Source organism: Caballeronia sp. SBC1 (assembly GCF_011493005.1).
In the GTDB taxonomy this organism is placed as follows: domain Bacteria; phylum Pseudomonadota; class Gammaproteobacteria; order Burkholderiales; family Burkholderiaceae; genus Caballeronia.
The window spans coordinates 964,609-988,720 of the sequence record NZ_CP049157.1 but is presented as its reverse complement, the minus strand read 5'-3'; the positions used below and the strand labels follow the sequence as shown (position 1 = coordinate 988,720).

Here is a 24,112-nt window from a genome sequence, read left to right as displayed (position 1 = left end):
TCCGCGCATTGGAGACCAGCATGGCACGACCGCGCAAACCCAGGATTCGCACCCTCGCCTTAACGCCCATTCAGTAAAGCCTTATCGAAGTTCCGGATGCAGTTCGCTTCAGGCGCCCATCGCGCCTTGATGAAGCACGCACTACCAAGGAGACGATGATGTTCCGTCGAGCTACGACGCGCGTTCTGTTGTTGCTGTGCGCAATGTATTTCATTACCTATGTAGACCGTGTCAACGTCAGTACCGCCGCCTCGCAGTTCGGCGCGGAACTGCACTTGTCGCACGTTCAAATTGGCTTTGTTTTTTCCGCATTTGCCTATCCGTATCTTGTGTTCCAGATTATTGGCGGATGGGTGGGAGATCGTTTCGGGCCGCGTCGGACGCTTGCCGTCTGCGCCGTGATCTGGGCGGCCGCCACGATCATGACCGGGCTGGCTGGCGGGTTTGTGTCGCTGATCATTGCGCGCCTGATGCTCGGGCTGGGCGAGGGCGCCACGTTTCCTACCGCTACCCGCGCCATGTCCAACTGGATGCCGGCCGACAAACGCGGCTTCGCGCAAGGGACCACGCATGCCGCGTCGCGGATTGGCAATGCGGTGGCGCCGCCGTTGATCGTCTGGTTGATGATCGCAACAAGCTGGCGCGGTGCTTTCATTGTGACGGGGGTCATCAGCTTTCTGTGGGCGATTGTCTGGATCTTCTATTTCCGCGACAACCCCCGTGACCACAAGAGCATTACCGCGGACGAGTGCGCCACGCTTTCATCGTTCTCCGGGGTCAAGCAACGCGTGCCGGTTCCATGGCGTGCATTGCTTGGACGGATGGCGCCGGTGACCGCCGTGTACTTTTGCTACGGCTGGGTGTTGTGGCTCTTCCTCGGCTGGATTCCGCAGTACTTTCTCCACAACTATCACATGGAGTTGGGGAAGTCGGCGCTGTTTGCTTCGGGCGTATTCTTTGCTGGCGTGCTGGGTGACTGGCTCGGTGGCTCGGTCACGGATCGCATCTTGCGACGCAGCGGCAACCTCCGCATGGCCCGCAATGTGATGGTCGGTGTCTGCATGTTACTGACGGCGCTTTCGCTTGCGCCCATCATGCTGGTGTCCAATATGTCGATCACGTTGGCCGCGGTTTGCCTGAGCGGCGGGTTCTTCTTCAACGAGATGACGATCGGACCCATGTGGGCCGTACCCATGGACATCGCGCCGAAGCACGCCGGGACCGCTAGCGGCATCATGAATTCAGGTTCCGCGCTGGCCGCGATCATCAGTCCGGTTGTCGGCGGATTCCTGATCGACAAGACCGGAAACTGGAACCTGCCTTTCACGGTTTCCATGATCCTGATGGCCCTCGGCATTGTGCTCTCGTTCACCATGCGGCCGGACCACGCGCTAGACGACGTTGCTGCCGGTGCGAAAGGAAAGGACGGCGCAGAGCCCGCGAGAAAATTCGTCTAGATTCGTCTGGTAGGGCGCGCCGTAAGCTGTAATTTCTTTCTCCAGGAGACGATGTGGCTGAACCATCCATCTTGATCGAACGCGATGAGTTCATCGCGACGGTTGTCATCGATCGGCCCGCGAAGCTCAACGCGATGACCAAACCGCTCTGGCAGTCGCTGGGCGAAACCATTGATGCGCTTTCTGCCGATGACTCCATCCGCTGCATCATTCTGCGCGGCGCCGGCGAGAAAGCCTTCTCGCCGGGCAACGACATAGCCGAGTTCCGCACCGATCGTTCAAACGTCGAACAAGCCCGCGCTTATGGGGCGATCATGCATCGCACGCTGGCGTCGCTTAATGCTTGCCGGCATCCGATTGTCGCGATGATTCACGGCATCTGCGTGGGCGGCGGGCTTGAGATTGCGGCCATGTGCGATCTGCGCATTTGCGGGGAATCCAGCCGCTTTGGCGTGCCGATCAAGAACCTCGGCCTGGTGATGGCACACGCGGAACTCGATGCGCTCGTGCAACTCGCGGGGCCGGCCATCGCGCTCGAAATCTTGCTTGAAGGACGCATTTTCGGTGCGCAAGAGGCATTAGCCAAAGGGCTCGTCACGAGGGTCGTAGCCGACGATCAGGTCACCGCCGAAACGCTTGCAACGGCGCGCCGGATTGCCGAAGGCGCGCCTTTGGTCGCACGCTGGCATAAGCAGTTCGTGAAGCGCGTGATGAACCCGGCGCCGCTCACCTCCGAGGAACGTGACGAAGGTTTCGCGTGCTTTGGCACGGAGGACTTTCGCACGGGTTATCAAGCCTTCCTCGACAAGGTCAAACCCGAATTCAAGGGGCGTTGAAATGCTCGGAACTGATACAGGCAGCAAAGGCCCGCTTAGCGGGATGCGCGTGATCGAACTGGCTCACATCATGTCCGGGCCCATTTGCGGAATGATGCTCGCCGACATGGGCGCTGATGTCATCAAGGTCGAAAAGATCCCCGGCGGCGACGACTGCCGCCGCTTCGCGCCCATCCTGGAAGGCGGAGAGTCAGCGTCGTTCATGATCGTGAATCGCAATAAACGCGGCGTCGCGATCAACCTCAAGACCGATGGCGGCCGCGAAGTGCTGCGCAAGATGCTCGCCACCGCCGACGTAGTCACCGAGAACTACCGTCGCGGCACGATGGAAAAACTCGGCATGGGTTATGAAACGCTCAAGGCGGAAAATCCCGGCTTGATCTATTGCGCGATCTCGGGTTTTGGCCGCAGCGGACCCATGGCCGACAAGGGAGGTTTCGACCTCATCGCGCAGGGCATGAGCGGTCTCATGAGCATGACCGGCGAGCCCGGTCAGGCGCCGATCAAGGCAGGCTCGCCAGTCACCGATATCAACGCGGGTATTCTCGCCGCGCTTGGAATTTGCGCGGCTTACGCAGGCAAGCAAAAGACCGGGCTGGGCCAGATGGTCGACACTTCGCTCTTCGAAGCCGGTTTGCAGCAGATGTACTGGGCCTTCGCCAACTACTTCGCCGATGGCACGGTGTTGCCCAAGGCAGGCTCGGCGAATCCAACCAGCGCGCCGTATCAGGCGTTCCGGACGCGTGATGGCTGGGTGAATATCGGCGGGGCGAATCAGAGCAATTACGAGCGGCTGGTAGGCGTGCTGGATATACCGGGCCTCGCCGAAGATGAGCGATTCAAGACGAATGCCGGGCGCTTGAAATATCGCGGAGCGCTGGTCGAAATCCTGACAACGCGCCTCGTCGAGCGGACGACGAACGAATGGCTTGCCGTTTTCGATGCGATCGGCCTGCCGTCAGGGGCAGTGCTCAGCGTGCCCGAAGCGGCGGCGCATGAACAAGCGCTGGCGCGCGGAATGATTGTAGAGACGACGCATCCGGTAGCGGGGCGCATGCGCGGTCTGGGCCTGCCGATTCATTTCTCTGATGGACTCGCGCAATCTCCATTGCCCGCGCCGCTGCTGGGTCAACACACGGCAGAAGTACTGCGGGAATACGGCTTCTCCAATGAACGTATTCATGCGCTAAAAGAAGAAGGCGCCATTATTGCCAGTGATGTAACGATCTGAGTCAATGTTCGAAAAGACGTCCGGCTTGCCGGGCGTCTGAACTTCACCCATAGCGCTAAGCACATTCCCGTTCTAGAGGAATGCCTTAAGCCGCCAACAAGGTGATTTAGTCCGTCACCGCGCAAAAACACCGCGTCGCATTTGATCAATATCGTGAGCAAAAGCATCAACTGATGCCCAGTCATCAGGTGATAAGCTACGCGATGTCCAGACAAGTCGGTTCTCGTATTAGGTTCGCTCGACTTAACCCGTCTTGCATCGGGCTTGGCACGGCAACCGCGCCGCGTTTCGTTCTCTAGTGAATCCCTATGCCTGCAACCATTGCCCAAAGCAGAGCGGTGCCGCTGCGCAGCATCACGCAAATCCTCGCGGCAATGCTTTGCTTTGCAGTGGTTGATGCCTTGGCAAAATCGGTCAGCCTGAAATACCCCGCTAACGAGATCACGTTCTTTCGGATGATCTTCGGCTTGTTGCCAGCGTTTGCGATGTGCCTGCAAGGGAAACCCTTGAGCGAGCGACTAAGGACACTGGATTTTCGGGCGCAGACACTCCGCGCGATTACCTTGCTTTGCGCACTCGGACTGTTCTTCGCGGGCTTGCCTTACGTGCCTTTGAGCGAAGCGGTTGCCATCGTCTATTCGGAGACGATCTTCGTGATCGTGCTCGCGCCCTTGCTTCTCAAGGAAACGCTAAGACGTCGTGACGCCGGCGCGGCTGCGATCGGTTTTATCGGCGTGCTTCTGGTCGTGCGTCCAAGCAGCGATCAGACAAGTTGGCTCGGTCCCGCGCTTCTTTTAGCAAGCGCGATTTTCGGGGCGTTATCGATTCTGCAAATCAAACGCATCCGCGCGTCGAATGATTCAAGTGTCACCGTGCTTTACTTCACTCTGATCGGCGCACTCGTCAGCGGGCTCTCGCTCTTTTTCGCGTGGCAAACGCCTACGCTGGATTTCCTCGCCCTAATGGGCTTGCTCGGCATCCTGGCCGGCACCGGGCAACTGCTGTTGACCATGGCGTTTCGACAAGCCGATGCAAGCGCGCTTGCGCCGTATAACTACACGAGCATTGTCTGGGCAGCGATCTTTGGGTTTGTGATCTGGGGAGAGACAGTCGGCATGGTCTCGCTGCTGGGCATCCTGCTGATTGTGGGCAGTTCAATACTGGTCGCGATCAGGAGCAAGCAAGCCGACGGCCCGCTGGTTTAATCTTGGTGAAGCAGGCCAAAGGTCCTCTCACTCAATCGATAACCTCAGCGCAAACGCCAGCAAGGCGGCCGAAAACGTCCAGCGCTGCACGACCTGAGCGCGCGGATGACTGCGCAGCCAGCGCGATAACCGCACGGCGGAAAACGCGAGTGTTGTGTCGAACACCGCGCCTATAACGACCAGCGTTACGCCCAGCTCAAGAACCTGCGACCAGACCGCGCCCGCGTCGGGATGCACGAATTGCGGTAGCAAGACCGAACAGAACAGCAGCGCTTTCGGGTTGAGCAGACTGCTCAGCACGCCCTTCGACAAGGCGGCGCGCAACGGCGGGCGTATTCTCGATGTCGTGTTGTTGTCATCGAGACCGAACGCCGGCGAGCGAAAAATCTGGATCGCCACGTAAGCGAGATACAACGCTCCCGCAATACGCACACCGTCGTATAGCCACGGCGCGCTGCGCAGCAGCGCCGCGACGCCGAGCGCCGACAACGTGACGTGCAGACTGCGGGCAATCGCCAAGCCGGCAGCGGTCGAAAGTCCGTGCTTCAGGCCATGCGATGAACTGGTCTGCAGGATGAGCGCCATGTCCGGGCCGGGGAGCGCATACACGACCGCGAGGGCACCCACAAAGACGAGCAGCAATTGCAGCGAGACCATGATCCAACCTCCATTTCGAAGGGTTGATATTGCCGCTAATCGATGAGCGTTTTCTGGCGTAGTTGTGTCTGTTTTGAAGCTTGGTTAGGGGAAAGCGCCAAGCTCCCGGACCTGATGCTAGACAGTCGCTAGCGCGGCCGGAATATCCTCAAGACTTCTATAAACCGGCAAGCCGAGTTCTTCAGCAAGACGGACATCGGCATCGGCGCCTTGGGATGCGCCCTCTATGCGATACACCGCGTGGCATTGCCTTATCAAGCGATTCGCGACGGGGTACAAGAACGTTTCGCTGATCGGATCGCCCACCGCTTCGGAGCCTGCTGCAGCCGCTAGCGGAAGCGCTACCCACTCGCCGATCATCGGCATGTGTCCGAGCCGGTAGACCTGCAACGCCGCCTCTTCAAGCCGATGAAGATTGCCAGCAATCAACGCGGCATTCCCGTTGGTCCCGCTGCGGTACGGTCCCGCGATGAGTATCAGTTGAGGTTTCACGACACGCTCCTTTCAAGCACAGGGTTCAAGGCGGCGAACTGCAGCAGCATGATGGTTGCTCCGTTACCCCGGTCGTAGATCACGCGGCTCTGACGCTGCCAGGCGCCGTCGCGGCGCTGGAAGTCGAACGTCGTCTGCTTCAGCACGTACCAGTCGTTGGAGAGAACGGTCGTGTCGATAATCCGAACCCTGTCTTTGGTAGCCACCATTTCGTCAGCTCCGCATCGCGCAAAAGGAGTAGTCATGGTATCGTGCATATTCGTGCAATATCAAGATATTTCGTGCAAACACCATGCTGACCTCTCAACGCAAGAAAGCGATCCTCAAGACCCTGGCGCGTGACGGACAAGTGCTCGCCAAGCAACTTAGCGAGACGTTCGGGGTGTCCGAAGACACGGTGCGGCGCGACCTCCGCGAGTTGGCCGGCGAGGGTTTGCTGCAGCGCGTTCACGGCGGCGCGCTGCCCGCTTCCACGGCCGTGGCGCCGTTCGCCGAGCGGCGGGCCCTGGAGTCAACGGCCAAGCGCGCGATTGCCGCAGCGGCGGCGGGCATGATCGGAACCGGGCAGGTAGTGATCATCGACGGCGGCACGACCTCCGCCGAACTCATCCGCCAGATCCCGCGCGATTTATCGGCAACAGTGGTGACGCATAGCCCGAGCGTTGCCGTCGGGCTTGTCGATCATCCGTTGATCGAGGTGATTGTTATCGGCGGCCGGCTTTTTAAGCATTCGATCGTGACGGTGGGCGCCGCCGCCGTTGAAGCTATGTCGCATATCCAGGCAGACATTTATTTCATGGGCGTGACCGGCGTGCATCCGACGGCGGGCTTGAGCACCGGCAATTTCGAGGAAGCGTTTGTGAAGCGCGCGCTTGCCGCTCGCGCAGCGGAAACGGTGGTGCTGGCTTCATCGGATAAGATCAATGCCGCGTCGCAGTACGTGATCGGCAGCATCACGCTGGCTCAGACAATTATTGTCGAGCGGGAAACAGAGCTTGCACTGACCAAGCCGCTAGAGGACGCAGGCATTACGATAGTGCGGGCTTAGTCAAGAACAAGCGAAGAAACGAAGCGAAGAAACAAAAGCGCGGTCACTCCTGAACCGACTTCACGGGATCGTTGCATGAGACGCTATTTTTCAGGGCTTGCACGGAAGGTCGGTCTCATCGCATTCATCGTCCTCACTCATTCCATGGCCATGGCACAGCAACCAGCGAATATAAGCGGGGAATACGCCGGCGACTTGGCTGGGCTTCGCATCAAACTGCATTTGATCCAGGACGGTTCCGACGGGACACTTAGCGGCACGGTGGATAGTCCGAACCAGGGCGCGGCGGGCATCCCTTGTGCGGACTTTCATCGCGACGGCGACTCGCTAAGCTTCACGATTCCATCAATACATGGCACCTGGAACGGCAAGATTGAAAGCAACGGTCTGACGCTCTCTGGTATCTGGAACCAGGGCACGCCAACACCAATCGTATTAGCGCGCGATACCTTTGTTGCGGCCAAGAACCCGTCACCTGTCGATGGATTCTGGCTAGGCTCACTGGCAATCGAGCCTAACCCTCTGCGTATCCAGATCACCATCAGGAGCGATGAAGCGGGGCATGAATTCTGTCGTTTCGACAGCCTTGACGAGCACGCGGCGGATCTGACATGCACGAACGTCGCGTTTGAAGGGAGCGGCTTTTCCTTCGATGTGCCGGGGATCGGAGGACATTGGGCCGGAACGCTTTCGCCCAACCGCAATACGCTCAAGGGAACATGGACGCAGAACGGATCGATGACGCTCGACTTCGACCGGCAGGCGCAGGCGCTGACGGTCACGCCAAGACCGCGGCCCACTTTCGATGCCGCGATGCCGCCTGTCCCCGTGGCCGAGATCGGGCGGGTTCTCGCCCGCGACCTGGCAACAGCGTTAAAGTCCGGCGCCTTGAAGGCGGGGACGGGGGCGGGCGTATCGGTGGGAGTGTCGCAGCATGGCGTACAAGCGATATTCGCGTACGGGGCCGCGCAGCCCGATTCCATCTATGAGATTGGGTCGATCACCAAGACCTTTACAGGACTGATGCTCTCGCAAATGGTCTTGCAAGGGAAAGTGCGGTTCGACCAGCCGGTCCGTGAACTGCTGCCCGCCGGCACGGTAGCCAAGCCCCCGGGTGACGAGATCCGGCTGGTGGATTTGTCGACTCAGCATTCCGGTTTGCCGCGTATGCCGGACAATTTCAATCCGGCCGATATCGCCAATCCCTACGCGGATTATGGGACCGCCGACCTGTACGCATTCGTGTCGAAACACGGCGTGGCAAAGTCTGCTGACGCGTCGTTTCTTTACAGCAATGTGGGAGTCGGACTGTTAGGGCAGGCGCTTGCGAACCGCGCGGGAACGTCATACGAGAACTTGCTGGAACAAGAGATCACGCGTCCGCTCGCCATGACTGAGACCGTCGTGACGATACGTCCGGAACTACGTTCGCGGTTCATCGTTGGGCACGACGGGAACCATCAACCGGTCTCTGCGTGGGACCTGACCGCGCTGGCCGGAGCCGGCGCGATTCGTTCGTCGGCCAAAGACATGCTCACGTATCTCGACGCTAACCTGCATCCAGAAAAATATGTGGCAACGGGAAGCCTGGAAAGCAAATCGATGTCGGCGGCGCTCACGCAGGCTCAGGAACTGAGGGATGAGTCGTGGCCGGGCGGCCGCATCGGGCTCGGGTGGCTTTATGACCCGAGCACGCACATGTATTGGCACAATGGCGGAACCGGCGGGTACACGTCCTACGCGATGTTCAACCGCCAAGCGGACTACGCGGTGATCGTGCTTTCCAATACCGCCAGCGGATCCAGCGGGACGTTTGCGGATCTGCTTGCCTTGCATATCCGCCAAAGGCTCGACGGCAAGCCCGCTATTTCGCTAGGCGGCTTTCGTTAATCGAACTACCGCTGACGACTAGAACTGTCCGCTTGCGAGCATGGCGTCCAGGCACGCTTGCGGGCCGCCCACGACAATACGGGCGGTGCATGCCAGCATCAGATTCATGTTCAAGCCGAAGTCCTCGACCAGAAAACCGTTGGCGCAATATGCAGCGGATTCGTCCGTCTTTACCGATACACGCTCGAGCAGCGATCGGTCGTCATCGATATACGCCCATATCGGCTTGCCGAGCGCAGCGGCAAAACCAACTTCGAACGCGGTGCCGCTGTCCGGCTCGCCGGCTCCGCGAAAATCATTCAGGTTGGCGAGCACGACATCGGCCGAACGAATGGCGTCCATGTTCGCGCGGCAAATCCACTGCGCTTTTGCTCGGGGCTCAAGTTCGTCGGGAACCTGTCCGTCCAGCGGAAAGAGACCGATCATGCCGCGGGCCTGGCAAAGTGCTTTCAGATGCAGGCCGTGACTGAGCGCGTCGCTGCGGAAGACGTCGAAGCCCGCGAGGTAGACGCGCGGGGTGGCCGCAGCGCGCTCGATGGGCAGAGGGGAAGGTGCAAAATGCCCTTCGCGTACTTTGCGTCGAACCCGGTTCAATTGCTTATGAACCGACGCCACCAGCTTCCCGGTGCGCGTCGCAATTTCCTCGACGCTTAAGCCCTGGTCGACTAGTTCGATTAAAGTCAGTTGCTTTTTGGTTGGGCCGCGCATCGCTCTCCTCATAGTCCGCTTCACCGCTTCCGGCAGATATTCTCCGACAGGGTCACCGTAGGCTCCCCGCAGGGGCGTAAGTAGAATAGTGAACGCGGGTCAAGTCAAGAACCCCGTTGTGCGCACTGAAACCTTACGCCGCGATCGTGTCGGGAAGGTTGGCGTCTCCCTACATTCCGCTTCCGGCCTCGGCGCCATCCGCTTTCCTCCCGATTTCCAAGTATAGAGATTATTGCATCGGCACCATTCAGCTCCGGCGGCCGGTCCTGAGTGCGGAAATCTGTGCGCGTCAAGGCGGACAGGCGGCTGGTGCAGCATCCGGTTTGAGTTACCTGATTCGACGAAGCGTGCGAGATCCGCATCGACGATGTTGCAATCGGGCGGCGATGCTTGCGGGGCCCACTCCTCGAAGACAGGACTGCGGCGGCTATACAACGGTCGCGGTCTCTCAGCCTCCTCAGATTGCGCATCGCCAATTTGCGTCTTGTCCCGGCGCGCGCGTGATCACCTCTCCTTGCCGATTTGCAAAAGAGCCCTTGGGCGGCGGGTGGCGGCCCATCCGGGCTCAAAGCAGCTGCCAGTCCTCCCGCGAACCCCACACATTCCATGCAGTCGATGCATTCAGACGATAACAACAATGCACTGGAATTATCGTTGGCTTACCGTCAAATTGAAGACGCAAGCAACGTCTTGTAACTCAGCAGGAGGGATGGACAAGCCTTTGCGCGGCAGTGCACAGGGCGGTCGATCCGGGCGCAAAACCACCAATTCGCAGAAAGCGAAACGCAAAAAAGGGGAGACAGTATGAGGAAGTTGAGCAAGTGGCGTTATGCCTTGCTGCCGGTCGCGCTCGCTTGTAGCCAAGCGCATGCGCAATCGAGCGTCACGTTGTATGGCGTGGTCGATGAAAGCATTCACTACATGACGAACGCCAACAAGGCGGGTGATTCAAGCGTGGCGCTTGGCAATGGCGGCTTGACACAAAGCCGCTGGGGCCTGAAGGGCGTTGAGGATCTGGGGGGCGGCTGGTCGACCATTTTCAAGCTCGAGAATCGATTCGACATTAACAACGGCCAAAGCGATCCCACGTTGCCGTATTTCAATGAGGCTCAGGTTGGAATACGCTCGAGCACGTATGGTCAGGTCATCATAGGTCGTCAGTACAACGTGATGATTGAAGGGGTCACCATTGGCGGATACGGCAGCAATCCGTGGGTTCCGTATGACTTCAGTTTCCAGCCCGAGGTCACAATGACCGGTGGGATCTGGACGAGCAATCAGGTTCAGTACCAGTTTCACGCGCACGACCTCATGGTCTCGGCGGGCTATGCGTTCGGCGGTGTTGCCGGTCACATGTCGTATGGCAGCGAGGTCGGCGTGGCCGCCGCCTACGCGCCAGCGGGCGGTCCGGTCTCGCTGGGTGGCGCCTATAAGGAATCGAAAGACTCAGTTAACGGCAGCGATTCGAAGTCATGGACCTTCGGAGGATCGTACACATGGGACAAGACGCGATTTGCGCTGGGGTACATCGAAGACCAGAACGATGCCGGTTTCTCCAACTTCGCTAACGGGCCGTTCACGGCGGCTGCGCTGACGGCACTCAAGTACACCGACTTTGCGAAGCGTCGCATGATCATGGGGGGCGTGACGCAGCAGGTGGGTACTGCATGGCACTTTGCGGCGAACTTGTGGCGTACGCTGCAGGACGGCAAGACCCAATCGAAGGACGGGTCGGCGTGGCAGTATCAGCTAGTGGCCGACTACAACCTGTCCAAGAGTACTGACGTTTACCTGGAAACAGATTACTCGCAATACCGGGGAGACCTGATCGGCGCGCAACTGCAAGGTGTCAACGGCGTCGGGCTGGCTCAGAAGGGTACCCAGTTAGGCGCGATGGCAGGTTTGCGTCACCAGTTCTAACGATACTGCTGGCCAGCTCAAAAAACTGCGGCGCCCGGTTAAATGCCGGGCGCCGCAGTTTTTGTTTCAGCGTTTTAGAAACAACGTGCTCGAAATTGAACGCGTTTTCAAGCGTGGGGAGATTGCTGCAAGCGCTTATACGAGCGTTGCGGATCGAGCAGCAGGAATCCCGCTGCACCCACCACGATCAACAACACGCCCGTGGCGGTAAAGCCCAACTCGTACCCTCGATTATTCGCCACCACGCCGAGCACCTTGCCCATGGCCGCAGGGGCAATCAAACCCGCCAACGTGGCAATTGAATTCGTGATCGCCAGCATTGCGCCACGCCGCGCATCCAGCGTGACTTCGGCCACCAGCAGCGGGCCGAACGTGAACGCCTGGAGCGCCAGCGCGCTCGCTAGTGCCATCACCGCCACTTTCGCGAACGGCGGGGCATCGAAATAAAGCATGCAGTAGGCTATTCCACTCACTACGAATGCGCTGCTAACCAGTGCGCCACGCGCCAGCCGCGACGATACCCCGCGTGCGAGCATCCGATGGGACCACATGGCGAGTGCGAGCCCTATGGGGATCTGGGCCGCCACTTGCAGCGCGAAGAGCCAGCCGGCCTCGGTAGCGCTGAACCCGAGCGCTACCCGGAAATAGCTGGGTACCCAGGTTACCCCGATCGCTATCACCGAATACCCGACAAGTCCTTGCAGCAGCACGCCGATCACGGTCCGGTCGGTGAGAAGGCGCCGATAACTCACACTCGAGAGGACCGGCGCCCAGCCGGCGCGCAACGCATTCCCGAGCGGCTGGCGGCGGTGCGCATCGCCACTCTTTCCCACGCCTAGCCAAAGAATGGTCCACATGACGCCGACCACGCCCAGCGATAGAAAAGCCGCATGCCAGTACCAGCGTTGAGCGATGAAGGTGAGCACCGGCCCCGCCAGGATGATGCCAGTCGTGGCGCCTTGCTGGACGATGGTGGTGGGCAGGCTGCGTTCATGATCCTCGAACCAGGTATACACAACGTGAAGCGCGAGCGGCGACGCCGGCCCTTCTCCCGCGCCGAGCAGGATGCGACAGGCCAGCAGCACGGCGAAGCTGGTCGGCCATGCAAGTGGCAATTGCGCGACCGCCCACACCAGCGCAAGGCCCGCCATCAGCCATTTGACATTGAGCCGGTCGGCAACCAGCCCGACGCCGATTCCCGATAGCGCGAAGAGCAGGAAGAACGCGCTTCCGACGATTCCAAACTGCGCATGCGTCAGTTGCATGTCGCGCATGAGCGGCAGCGCGACGAGACCCAACACGGCCTTGTCGGCGAAATTGATGGCCATGAAAAGAAAGAGCGTCGCTACGATCACCCAGCGCCGGCGGCTCGTTGTTGCCACGGGTGCAGAGCGGTCCAGCATGAATCCGGAATCTTTTGCTTCAAACATCAAATGCTCCTGAGAATGCCCTGGCAGTGGGGCAGCAAACTCGTACCCCGATACGTCATAGATGGCGATGTCAGCACATGGACACGGTGGCGGGCAAGACGGGTTTTGGAGCGGTGCGCAATGTTGCGGTTTTCAATAACGTCTCCTGTGTGCGGCTCTGTATTGGGCTTATTAAGGCGGTCCTGGCCGCAGGTTTGCGCCCATTTGAGGTGGTATAACGCAATAGTTCAAGTGCAATCTCTTTATCGGAACATTGCAAACAATGCATGAAATCAATTCGCGTCGGCTCTCCCATGTGGTTGCGCTGGCTGAGGAAGGAAGTTTCGCCCGCGCGGCTGGCCGGGTTCATCTGAGCCAGCCCGCGCTGAGCCGCAGCATCCAGGCGCTTGAGGACGAACTTGGCATGAAGCTCTTCGATCGTGCCGCACGAGGCGTCGCGCTGACGGCAGCCGGCCGCCTCCTGGTCGAGCGCGCGCGGCGCGTCCTGTTCGAAACACGGTGCATGTTCCGTGATGTCGAGTTGCTCAAGGCGCACGAACTCGGCGAGGTGAAGATCGGCCTGGGGCCCTACGCGGCTGTTGTGTTGTTGCCAGACCTGCTGGTCGAGTTCTCACGGCGCTTTCCCAAGATCAAGGTGCTGATCGAGCTGAGCGAAGGCGACGAACTGATGCAGAAACTTCGCACGGAACGTGTCGATTTCGTGGTGACGGACCGGCGGGTTCCGCCCGTCGCGCCCGACCTGGCGTTGCACCGGTTGCCGCGTCATGAAGGCGGCTGGTTTGCGCGGCCCGATCATCCACTGCTGGCGAGCGGCCCGGTGCCGCTCTCCGCGTTGCGGGAGTTTCCGCTCGTGTCCGTGTCGCTGCCGGGGTTTATGAAAGATGCGCTGCATCGTCTGCTCAAGTATCGCGCGCACGAGGAAATTCCGTTGCAGGTCGAGTGCAATGATGTTGCTGTGCTCAAAGAGGTCGTGGCCCGAACGGACGCGGTGTTGTTCGCGACGGCCTCGGCAGTCCGGCGTGACCTGGAGACCCAGCGTCTCGCGCGCATTGCGCTTACCCATCTGCCGAAACTGAGCCTTGATTTCGCACTCGTGTCCCTGGCTGAGCGAACGCATTCGCCAGCCGCCAGCGCGGCGCTGGCGTTGACCGAGCAAGTCATGGACGACGCGAATACGGCCGCTCTCGGGTTGATATGAGCGGGGTTGACGTAGTCACCACATGTCAGGCGTGCAGACATAGGGCTTTCCCTTGGCCGGGTTGACAAAGCGTTGGTGTTCGCCGAGGATCCGGAATCCCGATTCCGTTTCCATGCAAGACCGCTCACAAGGCCCCATGACCAGACCCCAGCCACGCAGCCGCGCAGCAGTTGAATCCGCCCTCGCGGTGCCGCGGCAGGCGCGCAGCCAGATCGGGCTGGAAAAGATGCTGCAGGCCGGCCGCGAGTTGATCGAGGCGAGTGGCAATCTGGACGATCTGTCCATCACGGATATCGTTGAACGCTCGGGTACTTCTATTGGCGCGTTTTATCGGCGCTTCGACAGCAAGGACATGTTTTTCGACGTGGTGCTCGACCGCGCAATGACCGAAGGTCGCAACCGTATTCGCGACATGGTGGCAAGCGATTCCGAATGGCGCTCGGGCGACGCACGAAAAGTCGCGGACGCGATCGTCGAGATGTATGTGCAGTTGTTTCGTCGCAACCGCGGGCTGTTCCACGCATCGCTGTTGCGCGTGTCGCGACCGAAAGCGACGTGGGACATTGTCAAGGAAGCGAACCGCGACGTGCTTGCGTTGATCGTGCCGCCGCTCGTCGCCGCGATCGTGAAAGAACGCAATGCGAAAAAATTGGACGCAGGGTCGATCGAGTTCGAGGTACAAGCCGCGCTGCAACTGATCCTGGGCATGTTGGTCAACAGCGTTTTGAACGATCCCGGCCCGTTGTCGCTGGCGAGTCGCCGTCTCGCACCCTGGCTTAAAACACAGTTTTGCCGTTGCCTGGTTTTGGCCACCCTCTGATTTTTTCAACAAAAAACGGAATCAAAATTCCGGTTCCGTTTTTGCTTTTTGACTGCTGCAAGGAGACATCCATGACCCCATGTTGCGCCGGCTTGTCGCGCCAACCCGCTTTTGACGCGCCACACATTGGCGAGCCGCTCGATGTCGCGTTCGACGCTGGCGTCAACCTCGCCTTTGCGATTGCCGCGCCCACTGTCCCGCCGCGCCTGACCGAGCATTCGCGGCGCATGGCTCAGCGGATCTATCGGGTGGCGGAGCGCGTGTACTGCGCTGTCGGCTATGCGATTGCGAACATCATCTTCGTGGTCGGCGACGACGGCGTCGTGGTAATTGATACAACCGAAGCGGTGTCCGCGGCTAAGCGAATCTATGAGGACTTCTGCGCAATCGATCCGCGTCACGCGCAATTGCCGGTGAGGGCGGTGGTGTACACCCACAACCACACGGACCACACGGGCGGCGTGCGTGCGTTCGCCGACGAGGCGCAAATCGCGGCGGGAAGTGTCGAAATCATCGCGCACAGCTCGCTGATGGAAACGGTCATCAACAACGCGAACCTGGTAGCGCCCATCCTCGCCGCGCGCTCGGCGTACAGCTTTGGCACGCTGCTGCCCGCAGGCGCGACCGGCAAGGTCAATGCAGGAATCGGGCCGGTGCTGATTGCCGAAGCGGCGAGTTTCCTCGCGCCCACGCGCGTGTTCGACGATACCCTGGACATCGTGCTTGCCGGTGTACGTTTCGAGTTCCGCTATGCACCATCGGAAGCCGATGACGAGATCGTGATGTGGCTGCCCGACCTTGGCGTCCTGCTGTCGGCGGAGGTGATCCAGGGCGAGTGTCTTGCGAACGTGCATACGCTGCGCGGCACGCGTTATCGCGATCCGGTGCGGTGGTATCGCACGATTGACATGATGCGCGAGTTCCATGCGGCGCACATGGTGCCGGCGCATGGCCGTCCGGTGTCGGGCGAAGCGGCCGTGGCAGATGTATTGTCCGTGTATCGCGACGCGATCCAGTTCATCCACGATCAGGCGATCCGCTATATGAATCGCGGCCTCACGCAGGACGAACTTGCCGACGCCATTCCGTCGCTGCCGCCGCATCTCGCACAGCATGCGTGGCTGGGTGAGTACTACGGCACGGTCAAGCATTCCGTACGGCAGGTGTACACCGGACAACTAGGGTGGTTCGACGGCGATCCCGCTTCTCTCGATCCGTTGTCACGCGGAGAGCGGGCTCGTCGCACGGTCGACATGATGAACGGCACCGAAGCCGTGCGCGCGGCGGCCCGTGTGGCGCTCGGGGACGGTGACTGGCGCTGGGCTGCCGAGCTTGCCACGTTGCTCGTGCGACTCGATACAACCGATAACGACGCGCGCACGATCAAGGCGGAGGCGTTGCGCGAATTGGGGTATCGCACCGAGAACACGAATTGGCGCAACTGGTACTTGAGCGCGGCGCGCGAGCTGGAACATGCTTACGACGAACTGCCGTTCGCGGGCGGTGGTGGGCTGGCATCAATGGACGTAATGCGCGCGCAGCCGCTGGGCAACGTATTACAGCGGCTCTGCGTGTGTGTCGATCCCGTGGTTTCCGCCGATGTACACATGACCCTCGTGCTCTGGCTGACGGATCGGGACGCCACGTTCACGCTTGAATTGCGCAAAGGGGTGCTGCAGGTGCACGAGCGCCCGTGGCCAAATGCTCACCTCCAGCTCGCACTCAATACCGCCGCTTTGTACACAATGCTGCGCGACATCGCGGGCCAGATACCGGAACTTCTTCAAGAAGGAACCGTCTTGCTCGAGCGCGGCACCCCCGATCAACTGCGTACGTTTATAGGCTGCTTTGATCGGCCGTCGCGACGCTTGCCCGCGCTTGCGGCACGTTAGGCATCGAGGAGAAGCACAATGGAAAGAATCTGGTTGAAGGCCTATCCGCCCGGCGTTCCCGCGGATATCGACCCGACGCAATACCGTTCGCTGCCGGACCTGCTCGACGAGAGCTTCGAGGCGTTCGCGTCACGGCAAGCGTTTGCCTGCATGGGCCGGACGCTGACGTATGCGGAACTCGACGCGCAGTCGCGCAACCTTGGCGCGTGGCTGCAATCGAAGGGGCTCGCCCGGGGCGCGCGGGTGGCCATCATGATGCCGAATGTGCTGCAGTATCCGGTGGCCATGGCGGCTATCCTGCGCGCCGGCTATGTGATCGTGAACGTCAATCCGCTCTATACGCCGCGCGAGCTCGAACATCAACTGGTCGACAGCGGGGCTGAGGCAATTGTCCTGCTCGAACCATTCGATGCAGTCCTGCGGGCGGTTCAACGCAACACGCGGATATTGCATGTCGTGGTGACGTCGATCGGCGAGATGATGGGCGTGACAGACTCGCATGCGTCTGACGAGCCGGCGCCTACCCCGCGCACTACGTTCAGCGAGGCCTTGGCGCAGGGCGCTCGCAGCCCTTTCAAGCGTGTCAATCTCGAGCCCGATGACCTCGCCGTGCTGCAATACACCGGCGGCACAACGGGCGTTTCCAAAGGGGCGATGCTGCTGCACCGGAACCTGGTTGCCAACGTGCTGCAGAGCGAAGCGTGGCGTGAGCCCTTGACCCGGCACCGTCCAGATGCCGATCCGATTGTCACCGTGGTCGCCTTGCCGCTGTATCACATCTTCGGGCTGACGGTATGCGCGTTCCTGAGCATGCGGGCCGGCGGACTCGGTATCCTCATTCCGAATCCACGTGATATTCCCGGGATGATAAAAGCGCTGCAGGGTTACGCGATCAACTCGTTTCCGGCCGTCAACACGCTTTACAACGCGCTGTTGAACGACCCCGGTTTTGCGACGCTCGATCTGTCCAGGCTGATGCTTGCGAACGGCGGGGGCATGGCGATCCAGCAAGCGGTGGCCGCGCGCTGGTTTGAGAGGACGGGCAAGCCGATCATTGAAGGCTACGGGCTGTCCGAGACTTCACCGTGCGCGACCAGCAACCCGTCCAACGGTACTGCGTTCAGCGGTGCCGTAGGCGTGCCGCTGCCGTCGACTCTCATCGCGATTCGCGATGACGACGGGCGTGACGTTGCCCACGGCGAGCCCGGCGAAATCTGCATTTTCGGGCCGCAAGTGATGGCGGGCTATTGGAATCGTCCCGATGAAACCGCCAGCGTCATGACGCCGGACGGCTACTTCAAATCGGGCGATATCGGCATCATGGATGAACGCGGCTTTGTGAGGATTGTCGATCGCAAGAAGGACATGGTCATTGTGTCCGGCTTCAACGTGTATCCGAACGAAATCGAGGACGTCGTTGCCCTGCATCCTGGTGTGTTTGAGGTCGCGGCAATTGGTGTGCGCGACGAACATTCGGGCGAGGCTGTGAAGCTTTTCATCGTGCGTCGTGACCCGGATCTCACCGAGGGCGACATCCTGGCGTTTTGCCGGGAGGGGCTGACCGGTTACAAGAGACCGAAGGCCGTCGAGTTCTGCGACGAACTGCCCAAGAGCAATGTGGGAAAGATCTTGAGGCGCAAGCTCCGAGACAGGGAAAATTAGAAAGTGGGTTAGTCGGCTGAGTTTGGATCGGATCGGACTCAGCCGGAAGCGGCCCTTTGAGCGCCGGTCGGCGAATGTTGTGATCAAACTTCAAAACGCGATGGTGCAGGCCACGGCACAAAAAAAGGCCTATCGCCCCCAGTATTCCCCTTGCAGCGGATGTTCGAAGTAAGCGGCTTAATACTTAGGCATCCTTGCTTCAGTGGGTCCGGCTGTTACTGCTGTCGGTCCACACTCGACACCCTGGATTTATATCCGGGCGCAACCTATAACACCGTTCATCGTGCTGGTTAACACATCGCGTTTAAGGTCCTGCATGGCTGGAGAACCCCGCTCATGCCCGTTCTTATGATGATTCTTCTCGCTTCATGACCTGCGAATCCTGAAGCGGGAGAAACCCCCGGTCATTCAAGCCGAGCTTTAACAAGCTGGCAACCGTTGTTATCGATGCTGCCGCTGAATTAAGGCATTGCGAGGCTGACCGTCTCACGTGGGACGGCGTATCGGACGTAGACGACGGTCACCGCTTGGTGACGGTGCAGCCTTGGCGAAAGCGCGCACCCATGAGCATCGACCTGCGCGACAACCCGATTCGCCCATCGGACCGTTCCGCGCCACCCTTTACCTCAAGGAGGAATTCATGGACACGCCCATGGAAGTTGTGAAGCGGGCTTATCAGGCGTTCGGGCGCAATGACATCGAGGCAGTCCTCGAGTGCATCGCGCCGACGGTCGACTGGCGGATCGTAGGCCCCACCTCGCTACCTTATCCAACGCAATGCCGTACCCGGCAGGAGGTCGGCCAGTTCTTCAAGGCGCTGGCTGCGGATGGGGAGATCACGGCGTTCGAACCCCGGGAGTTTATCGACGCGAACGAGCAGATTGTCGTTCTCGGTTTTGTCCGGGTGATGCTTAGCGAAACCGGCAAGCCATTCGAGACAGAGTGGGTTCACATCTGCACGGTCAAGGACGGTTTGTTGACACGCTGGATTGAATTCTTCGATACGGCGGCGCGCTTAAACGCTTAACCGCGCGCTGGACTCAAGTTGCGGTGCGGCACACGTTAGCGCGGTGCCGCACCGCCCATCAGCTCGTCATGCTCGCGCGATTTACATGGCGGATCATGCCGGGCAATTGTCCGACGCATGATACGAAGGCAGAAAACGGTTGTGAATCGCATTGCCGCTAGGCAATGGCATTCACCCTGTCGGACCTGCGCTCGCTTTCGCCCACCGGCTTCGATCCACCGTTCAGCCACGCCATCTCCACGTGCAGGAGTTCAGACAAGCGGCGGCAGTCGGCGGCTCGCGGCAGCGTGATACCTGCTCGCCACAGTGCCACATCTCCCTCGGTGACACCCAGAGATTTTGCTACGCGCCCGGACGAAAGCCCGGAACGCTTGATGGTCATGTCGAGCCTGGCCGCGAACGCGCGGCCGACCCGTTGGCTCTCGGGGGCGTCGCTGACGTGGTGGTCGGAAAGGGAAGGTGCGTTCATGAATGTCGCAGGACCTGATAGACGGTTACGGTGGTCGAACGGCGCACTGTACGCGATGAAAAAGTCGCGATGGTGACATTACATACCCCTCAAAAATGCGGATGTGTCTGCGAGCGTACATAAGACGAAAGGCTCGGGGACCGACAGCCGCTTATACGTTTTTAATGACGTTTTGATGGCAATGGAACATTGAGCAGATGTTTCGGGGCCTTCGCGGTTTCCATGGCACTTCTCGTCAGGCGGCCTGTCGAACCGGCCGGCGATGAGCGCAACGCGCGCCTCGCCTCGCACACATCGATCGATTGCTGCAAGGAGGATGAATGCCGACGAAAGCGAAGTCGAACGTGAAGGGTGGTCACGAGAAAGCAAGCCGCAAATCGTCGGCCACGCGCCGCGGGACCGCGGAAGGAAAGCACGGCGGCAAAACGCATGCGCATGGCGTGGCCAGCAAGAAAAATCCGCAGGGATCCCGCGGGCTCGCCCAGCCGGTTTTTGCGCAGCCACAACCAACCGCCGATCCAACTGTATTTCGCGTTCCCCATCCCTCCGATGACGCGGCTTACAAGGAGATCGACAAGCTCAATGCGGAACACAAGCTGTTCCCGTTGCCATTCCCTGCGCCGCGAGGCGGGGTGGAGCCACGGCTGACACTGGCCGACGTGATGGGCGGCAACGTGAACGCCGCCGACCGGATCAATGCGGGCGGCCAACTCGTCTTTCATGCAACGGGCGATTGTGGCAACACAAGCGGTCCGGCTACCGAGAACCAGGTAGCGGACAAGATGACCGCCGACTTCGTCGAGACGGCCGCGAACGAAGTGCCTCAGTTCGCGTTGCTGCTCGGCGACGTGGTCTACAGCTTCGGCGAGGCCAAGTACTACTACGACCAGTTCTACGAACCGTATCGGGACTATCCGGCGCCGATCCTCGCTTGCGCGGGCAATCACGACGGCATGGTTTCGCCGGAAGCTCATGCCAAGAGCCTCGCCGCTTTCCTGCGCAATTTCTGCTCGCAAAAAGTTGTCGTGACGCCGGAAGCGGGCGGTTTGTCGCGTACGGCGCAAATCCAGCCGGGCGTGTTCTTCACGTTCGAAGCGCCGTTTGTGCGCGTGCTGGTGCTGTACAGCAATACGCTGGAAGATCCGGGTGTGATCGCGGACTCGCATATAGGAAAAAGCCAGCTTCAGTTCCTCGATGCCGCGCTCAAACGGGTCAGGGCGGAGAACTATCAGGGCGCGCTGATCATTGCCGATCACCATCCGCCCTACACCGTCGCGCCGCACGGATGGAGCGTCGAGTTGCTGGCCCAGATCGACAAGGTCTGCGCCGCGAACGGGATCTGGCCGCACGCATTCTTGTCGGGGCACGCGCACAACTATCAGCGCTTCACGCGCACGCGCAGCGCCGACGGTACGCATATTCCGTATCTGGTGTGCGGAAACGGCGGCCATGGTCTCGTGAAGCTGGCAAAACATGGCGCCCCTGCGTTACGCGCGCCGCAGGTCATCCAGGCGGCCAGCAGTTCGACGGATCAGGTCGTTCTCGAAAGTTACGACGACACCCATTACGGCTATTTGCGTATTGTCGTGACGCAGGCGCAGCTTCGCATTGAGTATCACGCGACGACATCGAATGGGAGTGCGGCGAAGGCGCCCAGCGACTATGTCACGGTCGATCTCGCCACCCGCCAGATCGCGCATTTTGAAGCGCCCGATCTCGGTCATCCGGCAGCAGCGGCGACGGTGCGTGCAAGGTTCGAGCAAGGGCGCTCGCAGGAGTAAGGTGCAAGAAAATGCAATGCACGAGAGGCAGCGGTTGCTGCCGGTGTTACTACGAGGAGGATGCATGACAGTGAACTATGGGGTGCTCAAGGGCACCGTGACCGGTCATCTTCGCAATGCCGATGACGACCATTATCAAATCCTGGTCCACGCAGGAACGACGGTTTTCCGGATTGCGTCGAACGTAAAGTCGTCGGCGCCGCACGCGCCTTCAACGGTATTGTTCGAAGAGCTGGATACGTTGCCCGAAAGATTAACGAGCGGTCTGGGTGCGCTGACGCCTGGCTTCACCAAGCTGCCGTCCACGCCCGGCGGTCTTGCGATTGACTATGTGCGCAGCGGCCTTGTCGATATCAAGGCAATGACACCCGTTCCCGCCGACGCACCCGGCTCGACCAACGACCTGAAAGACAAACTGGAAAGCGCGGTCGTTGCGGCGATGGCCATGGAAGGGTCGATTATTTACGCATTCGGATCGAGATGGGGTCCTGAAGAAAACAAACCGGATCAGTATTTCAAATTCGTGCCGGGCAATGGCGTCCACGACATCCATATGAACCAGGGAAACGGCGGGCAGTACGAGCAGGATAACGGCGTGTATCAGGACGGAGCGCTGATGATCGCGTATGCAGACAACACATGGCGCGCGTTCTTCTTTGCGTTCCAGTCGCAGACCTTCGATACCGACGATCAAGGCAATCCCATCACGGGAGGGTGAACGCGAGCGATGGACCCTCGAAAGCCATCGCCGTGCGATGGCTTTCGACCTCCGGCTGCCCCTTAGACCTTCTTCAAATAGCAGGCTTTCAGCATAAAGCTGCCGGCGTCCATCTTGCAGTCGACTTCGTGGTCGCCGCCCACCAGCCGGATGCTTTTCACCTTCGAACCGACCTTCAGCGTAATGGACGAGCCTTTCACTTTCAGGTCTTTGATCAGCACTACTGAGTCGCCGTTGGCAAGCACGTTGCCATTGGCGTCTTTCACCACGGCACTCGTGTCGTCATCGGCTGGCGCGGCATCTGACGCTGACCATTCATGACCGCAGTCAGCGCAAATGATGCGATCGGCGTCCGCGTAGGTGTTCTCCATCGCGCATAGTGGGCAGGCTGGGAATGTAGACATAGTTCCTTCAAATAATCGTAACAGTCGAGGAGGCGCGAGCGCGCTCCGGCGGCCGGGATTATAAGGGGCTGGCTGACTGCGTTGTCTAAACTAAATCCGAGCCACGCGAACCATCGCGCCCGACAAACGCCGGGCCAAGTTCGCCGACTCCCTGGCACCCTAGCAAGCGCAGCGAAATCAGCATCTCGTCCATCATCAGCGCGAGCACTTCGCCGGCCCCGGCTGCTCCGCGCGAAGCGAGGCCATACAACGGCGCCCGGCCGAGCAACGCCCCGCGCGCGCCTAACGCAACAGCCTTCAATGCATCGCTGCCGCGCCGCACACCGCCGTCGATAAAAATCTCCGTCTTTCCGCGCACTGCCGCAACGATCCCCGGCAGCAGCTCCAACGGCGCGAACGTGCTCCCCAACTGCCGCCCGCCATGATTCGATACCACCACGCCATCCGCGCCATGCGCAACGGCCAGCAGTGCGTCTTCCCTGCTCATGATGCCCTTGACGATCACCTTGCCGCTCCAGTGCCGTCGTACCCAATCCAGATCCGTCCAGCCCAGCGTCAAGTCCATCTGCCGGCTCAGCATGGCGGCGTGACGCGATAAATCCGTATGCTCGCCCACGCTCTTCGCAATGTTCTTCAATTGCGGCGAACCCGCGCGCGCCATCTGCCAGCACCAATGCGGATGCGCCAGGCAATCGGCGAGAAGCTTGGGCGACATTCGTAGCGGCAACCGGAAGCCATTGCGCGTGTCGTGATCGCGCTTGCCGTGCACGGGGACATCGACTGTGAGCACCAGCGTTGAATAACCCGCAGCGGCTGCGCGCCCCATCAAGTCTTCGGCAATGCCACGATCCTGTTGTACATAGAGCTGCATCCACAGGTCGCCTTGCGGCGCGGCGGCGCGCACATCTTCCAGCAGCGACGTAGATGCTGTCGACAACACGAACGGCAAGCTCGCGCGGCTCGCGGCCTGTGCAAGCAGTTCGTCGGCGCGCGGCCAGAAGAGTCCGTTCAGACCCGTCGGTCCCACGATCAGCGGCGCGGCCGCTTCGCGACCAAAAAAATGCGTTGTGATTGAACAGCGAGACACATCCGTGAGCACGCGTGGTTTGAACAGCCACTGCCCGTACGCATCAGTGTTGCGGCGCAGTGCGTTGCCGTCTTCGGCGCCGCCATCCAGGTAGTCAAACGCAAGCCGCGGCAAACGCCGCCTTGCAGCGATCCGGTACTCAGCGACAGAGGCAAGCATCCATGCTCCACGAAATAGCAA

21 protein-coding genes and 1 pseudogene are annotated in these 24,112 nt (G+C 60.2%); 14 read left to right on the top strand and 8 right to left on the bottom strand.

Annotated elements, in window-relative coordinates; all coding sequences use genetic code 11:
* Positions 1-155 precede the first annotated feature (155 nt).
* The 4 genes from SBC1_RS22465 (at position 156) to SBC1_RS22450 (ending at position 4,729) form a co-directional block, all read left to right on the top strand.
* A complete protein-coding gene (locus SBC1_RS22465) occupies positions 156-1,457 on the top strand; it encodes an MFS transporter (protein WP_165095853.1) in 1,302 nt (433 codons plus the stop codon).
* 53 nt (positions 1,458-1,510) lie between these two features.
* A complete protein-coding gene (locus SBC1_RS22460; RefSeq protein ID WP_165095856.1) occupies positions 1,511-2,293 on the top strand; it encodes an enoyl-CoA hydratase/isomerase family protein in 783 nt (260 codons plus the stop codon).
* Position 2,294: 1 nt separating this feature from the next.
* Complete coding sequence (locus tag SBC1_RS22455; RefSeq protein WP_241202231.1) at positions 2,295-3,524, top strand: CaiB/BaiF CoA-transferase family protein; 1,230 nt, start codon at positions 2,295-2,297, stop codon at positions 3,522-3,524.
* A 308-nt stretch (positions 3,525-3,832) separates the two neighbouring features.
* Entirely contained in the window at positions 3,833-4,729 is an 897-nt protein-coding gene (locus SBC1_RS22450) for a DMT family transporter (RefSeq protein WP_165095859.1), read from the top strand.
* Positions 4,730-4,756: 27 nt separating this feature from the next.
* Here the strand turns inward: SBC1_RS22450 and SBC1_RS22445 are convergent, their stop codons facing one another.
* The 3 genes and pseudogenes from SBC1_RS22445 to SBC1_RS22435 all read right to left on the bottom strand — a co-directional run.
* Positions 4,757-5,386, bottom strand: a complete 630-nt coding sequence (locus SBC1_RS22445) for a LysE family translocator (protein ID WP_165095870.1) — start codon at positions 5,384-5,386, stop codon at positions 4,757-4,759.
* Between the two features lie 117 nt (positions 5,387-5,503).
* Positions 5,504-5,878: a hypothetical protein gene (locus SBC1_RS22440; protein WP_165095873.1), complete on the bottom strand. Its 375-nt coding sequence runs from the start codon at positions 5,876-5,878 to the stop codon at positions 5,504-5,506.
* 8 nt (positions 5,879-5,886) lie between these two features.
* A pseudogene (locus tag SBC1_RS22435) lies at positions 5,887-6,087 on the bottom strand (GDP-mannose pyrophosphatase); the annotation flags it as partial.
* A gap of 83 nt (positions 6,088-6,170) precedes the next feature.
* On the opposite strand from SBC1_RS22435, the gene SBC1_RS22430 reads away from it, so the two are divergent.
* Together SBC1_RS22430 and SBC1_RS22425 are read left to right on the top strand one after the other, a co-directional pair.
* The gene (locus tag SBC1_RS22430; RefSeq protein WP_165095887.1) at positions 6,171-6,926 is read left to right on the top strand and encodes a DeoR/GlpR family DNA-binding transcription regulator; all 756 of its coding nucleotides are present in this window, start codon (positions 6,171-6,173) and stop codon (positions 6,924-6,926) included.
* A gap of 75 nt (positions 6,927-7,001) precedes the next feature.
* A complete protein-coding gene (locus tag SBC1_RS22425) occupies positions 7,002-8,816 on the top strand; it encodes a serine hydrolase (protein ID WP_165095890.1) in 1,815 nt (604 codons plus the stop codon).
* An 18-nt stretch (positions 8,817-8,834) separates the two neighbouring features.
* Here SBC1_RS22425 and SBC1_RS22420 read toward each other — a convergent pair whose 3' ends face one another.
* Complete coding sequence (locus SBC1_RS22420) at positions 8,835-9,524, bottom strand: nucleoside 2-deoxyribosyltransferase (RefSeq protein WP_165095893.1); 690 nt, start codon at positions 9,522-9,524, stop codon at positions 8,835-8,837.
* 804 nt (positions 9,525-10,328) lie between these two features.
* Here SBC1_RS22420 and SBC1_RS22415 point away from each other — a divergent pair.
* A complete protein-coding gene (locus SBC1_RS22415) occupies positions 10,329-11,444 on the top strand; it encodes a porin (protein ID WP_165095896.1) in 1,116 nt (371 codons plus the stop codon).
* 107 nt (positions 11,445-11,551) lie between these two features.
* On the opposite strand, the gene SBC1_RS22410 is transcribed toward SBC1_RS22415, so the two are convergent.
* Positions 11,552-12,874 (bottom strand): MFS transporter, encoded by a 1,323-nt coding sequence (locus SBC1_RS22410; protein WP_165095913.1) that lies wholly within the window; start codon positions 12,872-12,874, stop codon positions 11,552-11,554.
* A gap of 262 nt (positions 12,875-13,136) precedes the next feature.
* On the opposite strand from SBC1_RS22410, the gene SBC1_RS22405 reads away from it, so the two are divergent.
* The 5 genes from SBC1_RS22405 to SBC1_RS22385 all read left to right on the top strand — a co-directional run bounded on the left by SBC1_RS22405 (position 13,137) and on the right by SBC1_RS22385 (position 19,473).
* Positions 13,137-14,072, top strand: a complete 936-nt coding sequence (locus SBC1_RS22405; RefSeq protein ID WP_241202232.1) for a LysR family transcriptional regulator — start codon at positions 13,137-13,139, stop codon at positions 14,070-14,072.
* Between the two features lie 136 nt (positions 14,073-14,208).
* Positions 14,209-14,892: a TetR/AcrR family transcriptional regulator gene (locus SBC1_RS22400; protein ID WP_165095916.1), complete on the top strand. Its 684-nt coding sequence runs from the start codon at positions 14,209-14,211 to the stop codon at positions 14,890-14,892.
* Positions 14,893-14,963: 71 nt separating this feature from the next.
* Entirely contained in the window at positions 14,964-16,784 is a 1,821-nt protein-coding gene (locus SBC1_RS22395; protein ID WP_165095980.1) for an alkyl sulfatase dimerization domain-containing protein, read from the top strand.
* 18 nt (positions 16,785-16,802) lie between these two features.
* Entirely contained in the window at positions 16,803-18,446 is a 1,644-nt protein-coding gene (locus SBC1_RS22390; protein ID WP_165095983.1) for a long-chain-fatty-acid--CoA ligase, read from the top strand.
* Between the two features lie 640 nt (positions 18,447-19,086).
* A complete protein-coding gene (locus SBC1_RS22385; protein WP_165101337.1) occupies positions 19,087-19,473 on the top strand; it encodes a nuclear transport factor 2 family protein in 387 nt (128 codons plus the stop codon).
* Between the two features lie 157 nt (positions 19,474-19,630).
* Here SBC1_RS22385 and SBC1_RS22380 read toward each other — a convergent pair whose 3' ends face one another.
* A complete protein-coding gene (locus SBC1_RS22380; protein WP_165095987.1) occupies positions 19,631-19,942 on the bottom strand; it encodes an XRE family transcriptional regulator in 312 nt (103 codons plus the stop codon).
* A 320-nt stretch (positions 19,943-20,262) separates the two neighbouring features.
* On the opposite strand from SBC1_RS22380, the gene SBC1_RS22375 reads away from it, so the two are divergent.
* Both SBC1_RS22375 and SBC1_RS22370 read left to right on the top strand, forming a co-directional pair.
* Entirely contained in the window at positions 20,263-21,723 is a 1,461-nt protein-coding gene (locus SBC1_RS22375; RefSeq protein WP_165989018.1) for a metallophosphoesterase, read from the top strand.
* A gap of 64 nt (positions 21,724-21,787) precedes the next feature.
* Positions 21,788-22,441 (top strand): YukJ family protein, encoded by a 654-nt coding sequence (locus SBC1_RS22370; RefSeq protein ID WP_165095995.1) that lies wholly within the window; start codon positions 21,788-21,790, stop codon positions 22,439-22,441.
* Between the two features lie 62 nt (positions 22,442-22,503).
* On the opposite strand, the gene SBC1_RS22365 is transcribed toward SBC1_RS22370, so the two are convergent.
* The gene (locus tag SBC1_RS22365; protein WP_165095998.1) at positions 22,504-22,845 is read right to left on the bottom strand and encodes a zinc ribbon domain-containing protein YjdM; all 342 of its coding nucleotides are present in this window, start codon (positions 22,843-22,845) and stop codon (positions 22,504-22,506) included.
* 85 nt (positions 22,846-22,930) lie between these two features.
* Positions 22,931-24,091 (bottom strand): alpha-hydroxy acid oxidase, encoded by a 1,161-nt coding sequence (locus SBC1_RS22360; protein ID WP_165989016.1) that lies wholly within the window; start codon positions 24,089-24,091, stop codon positions 22,931-22,933.
* Between the last annotated feature and the right edge of the window lie 21 nt (positions 24,092-24,112).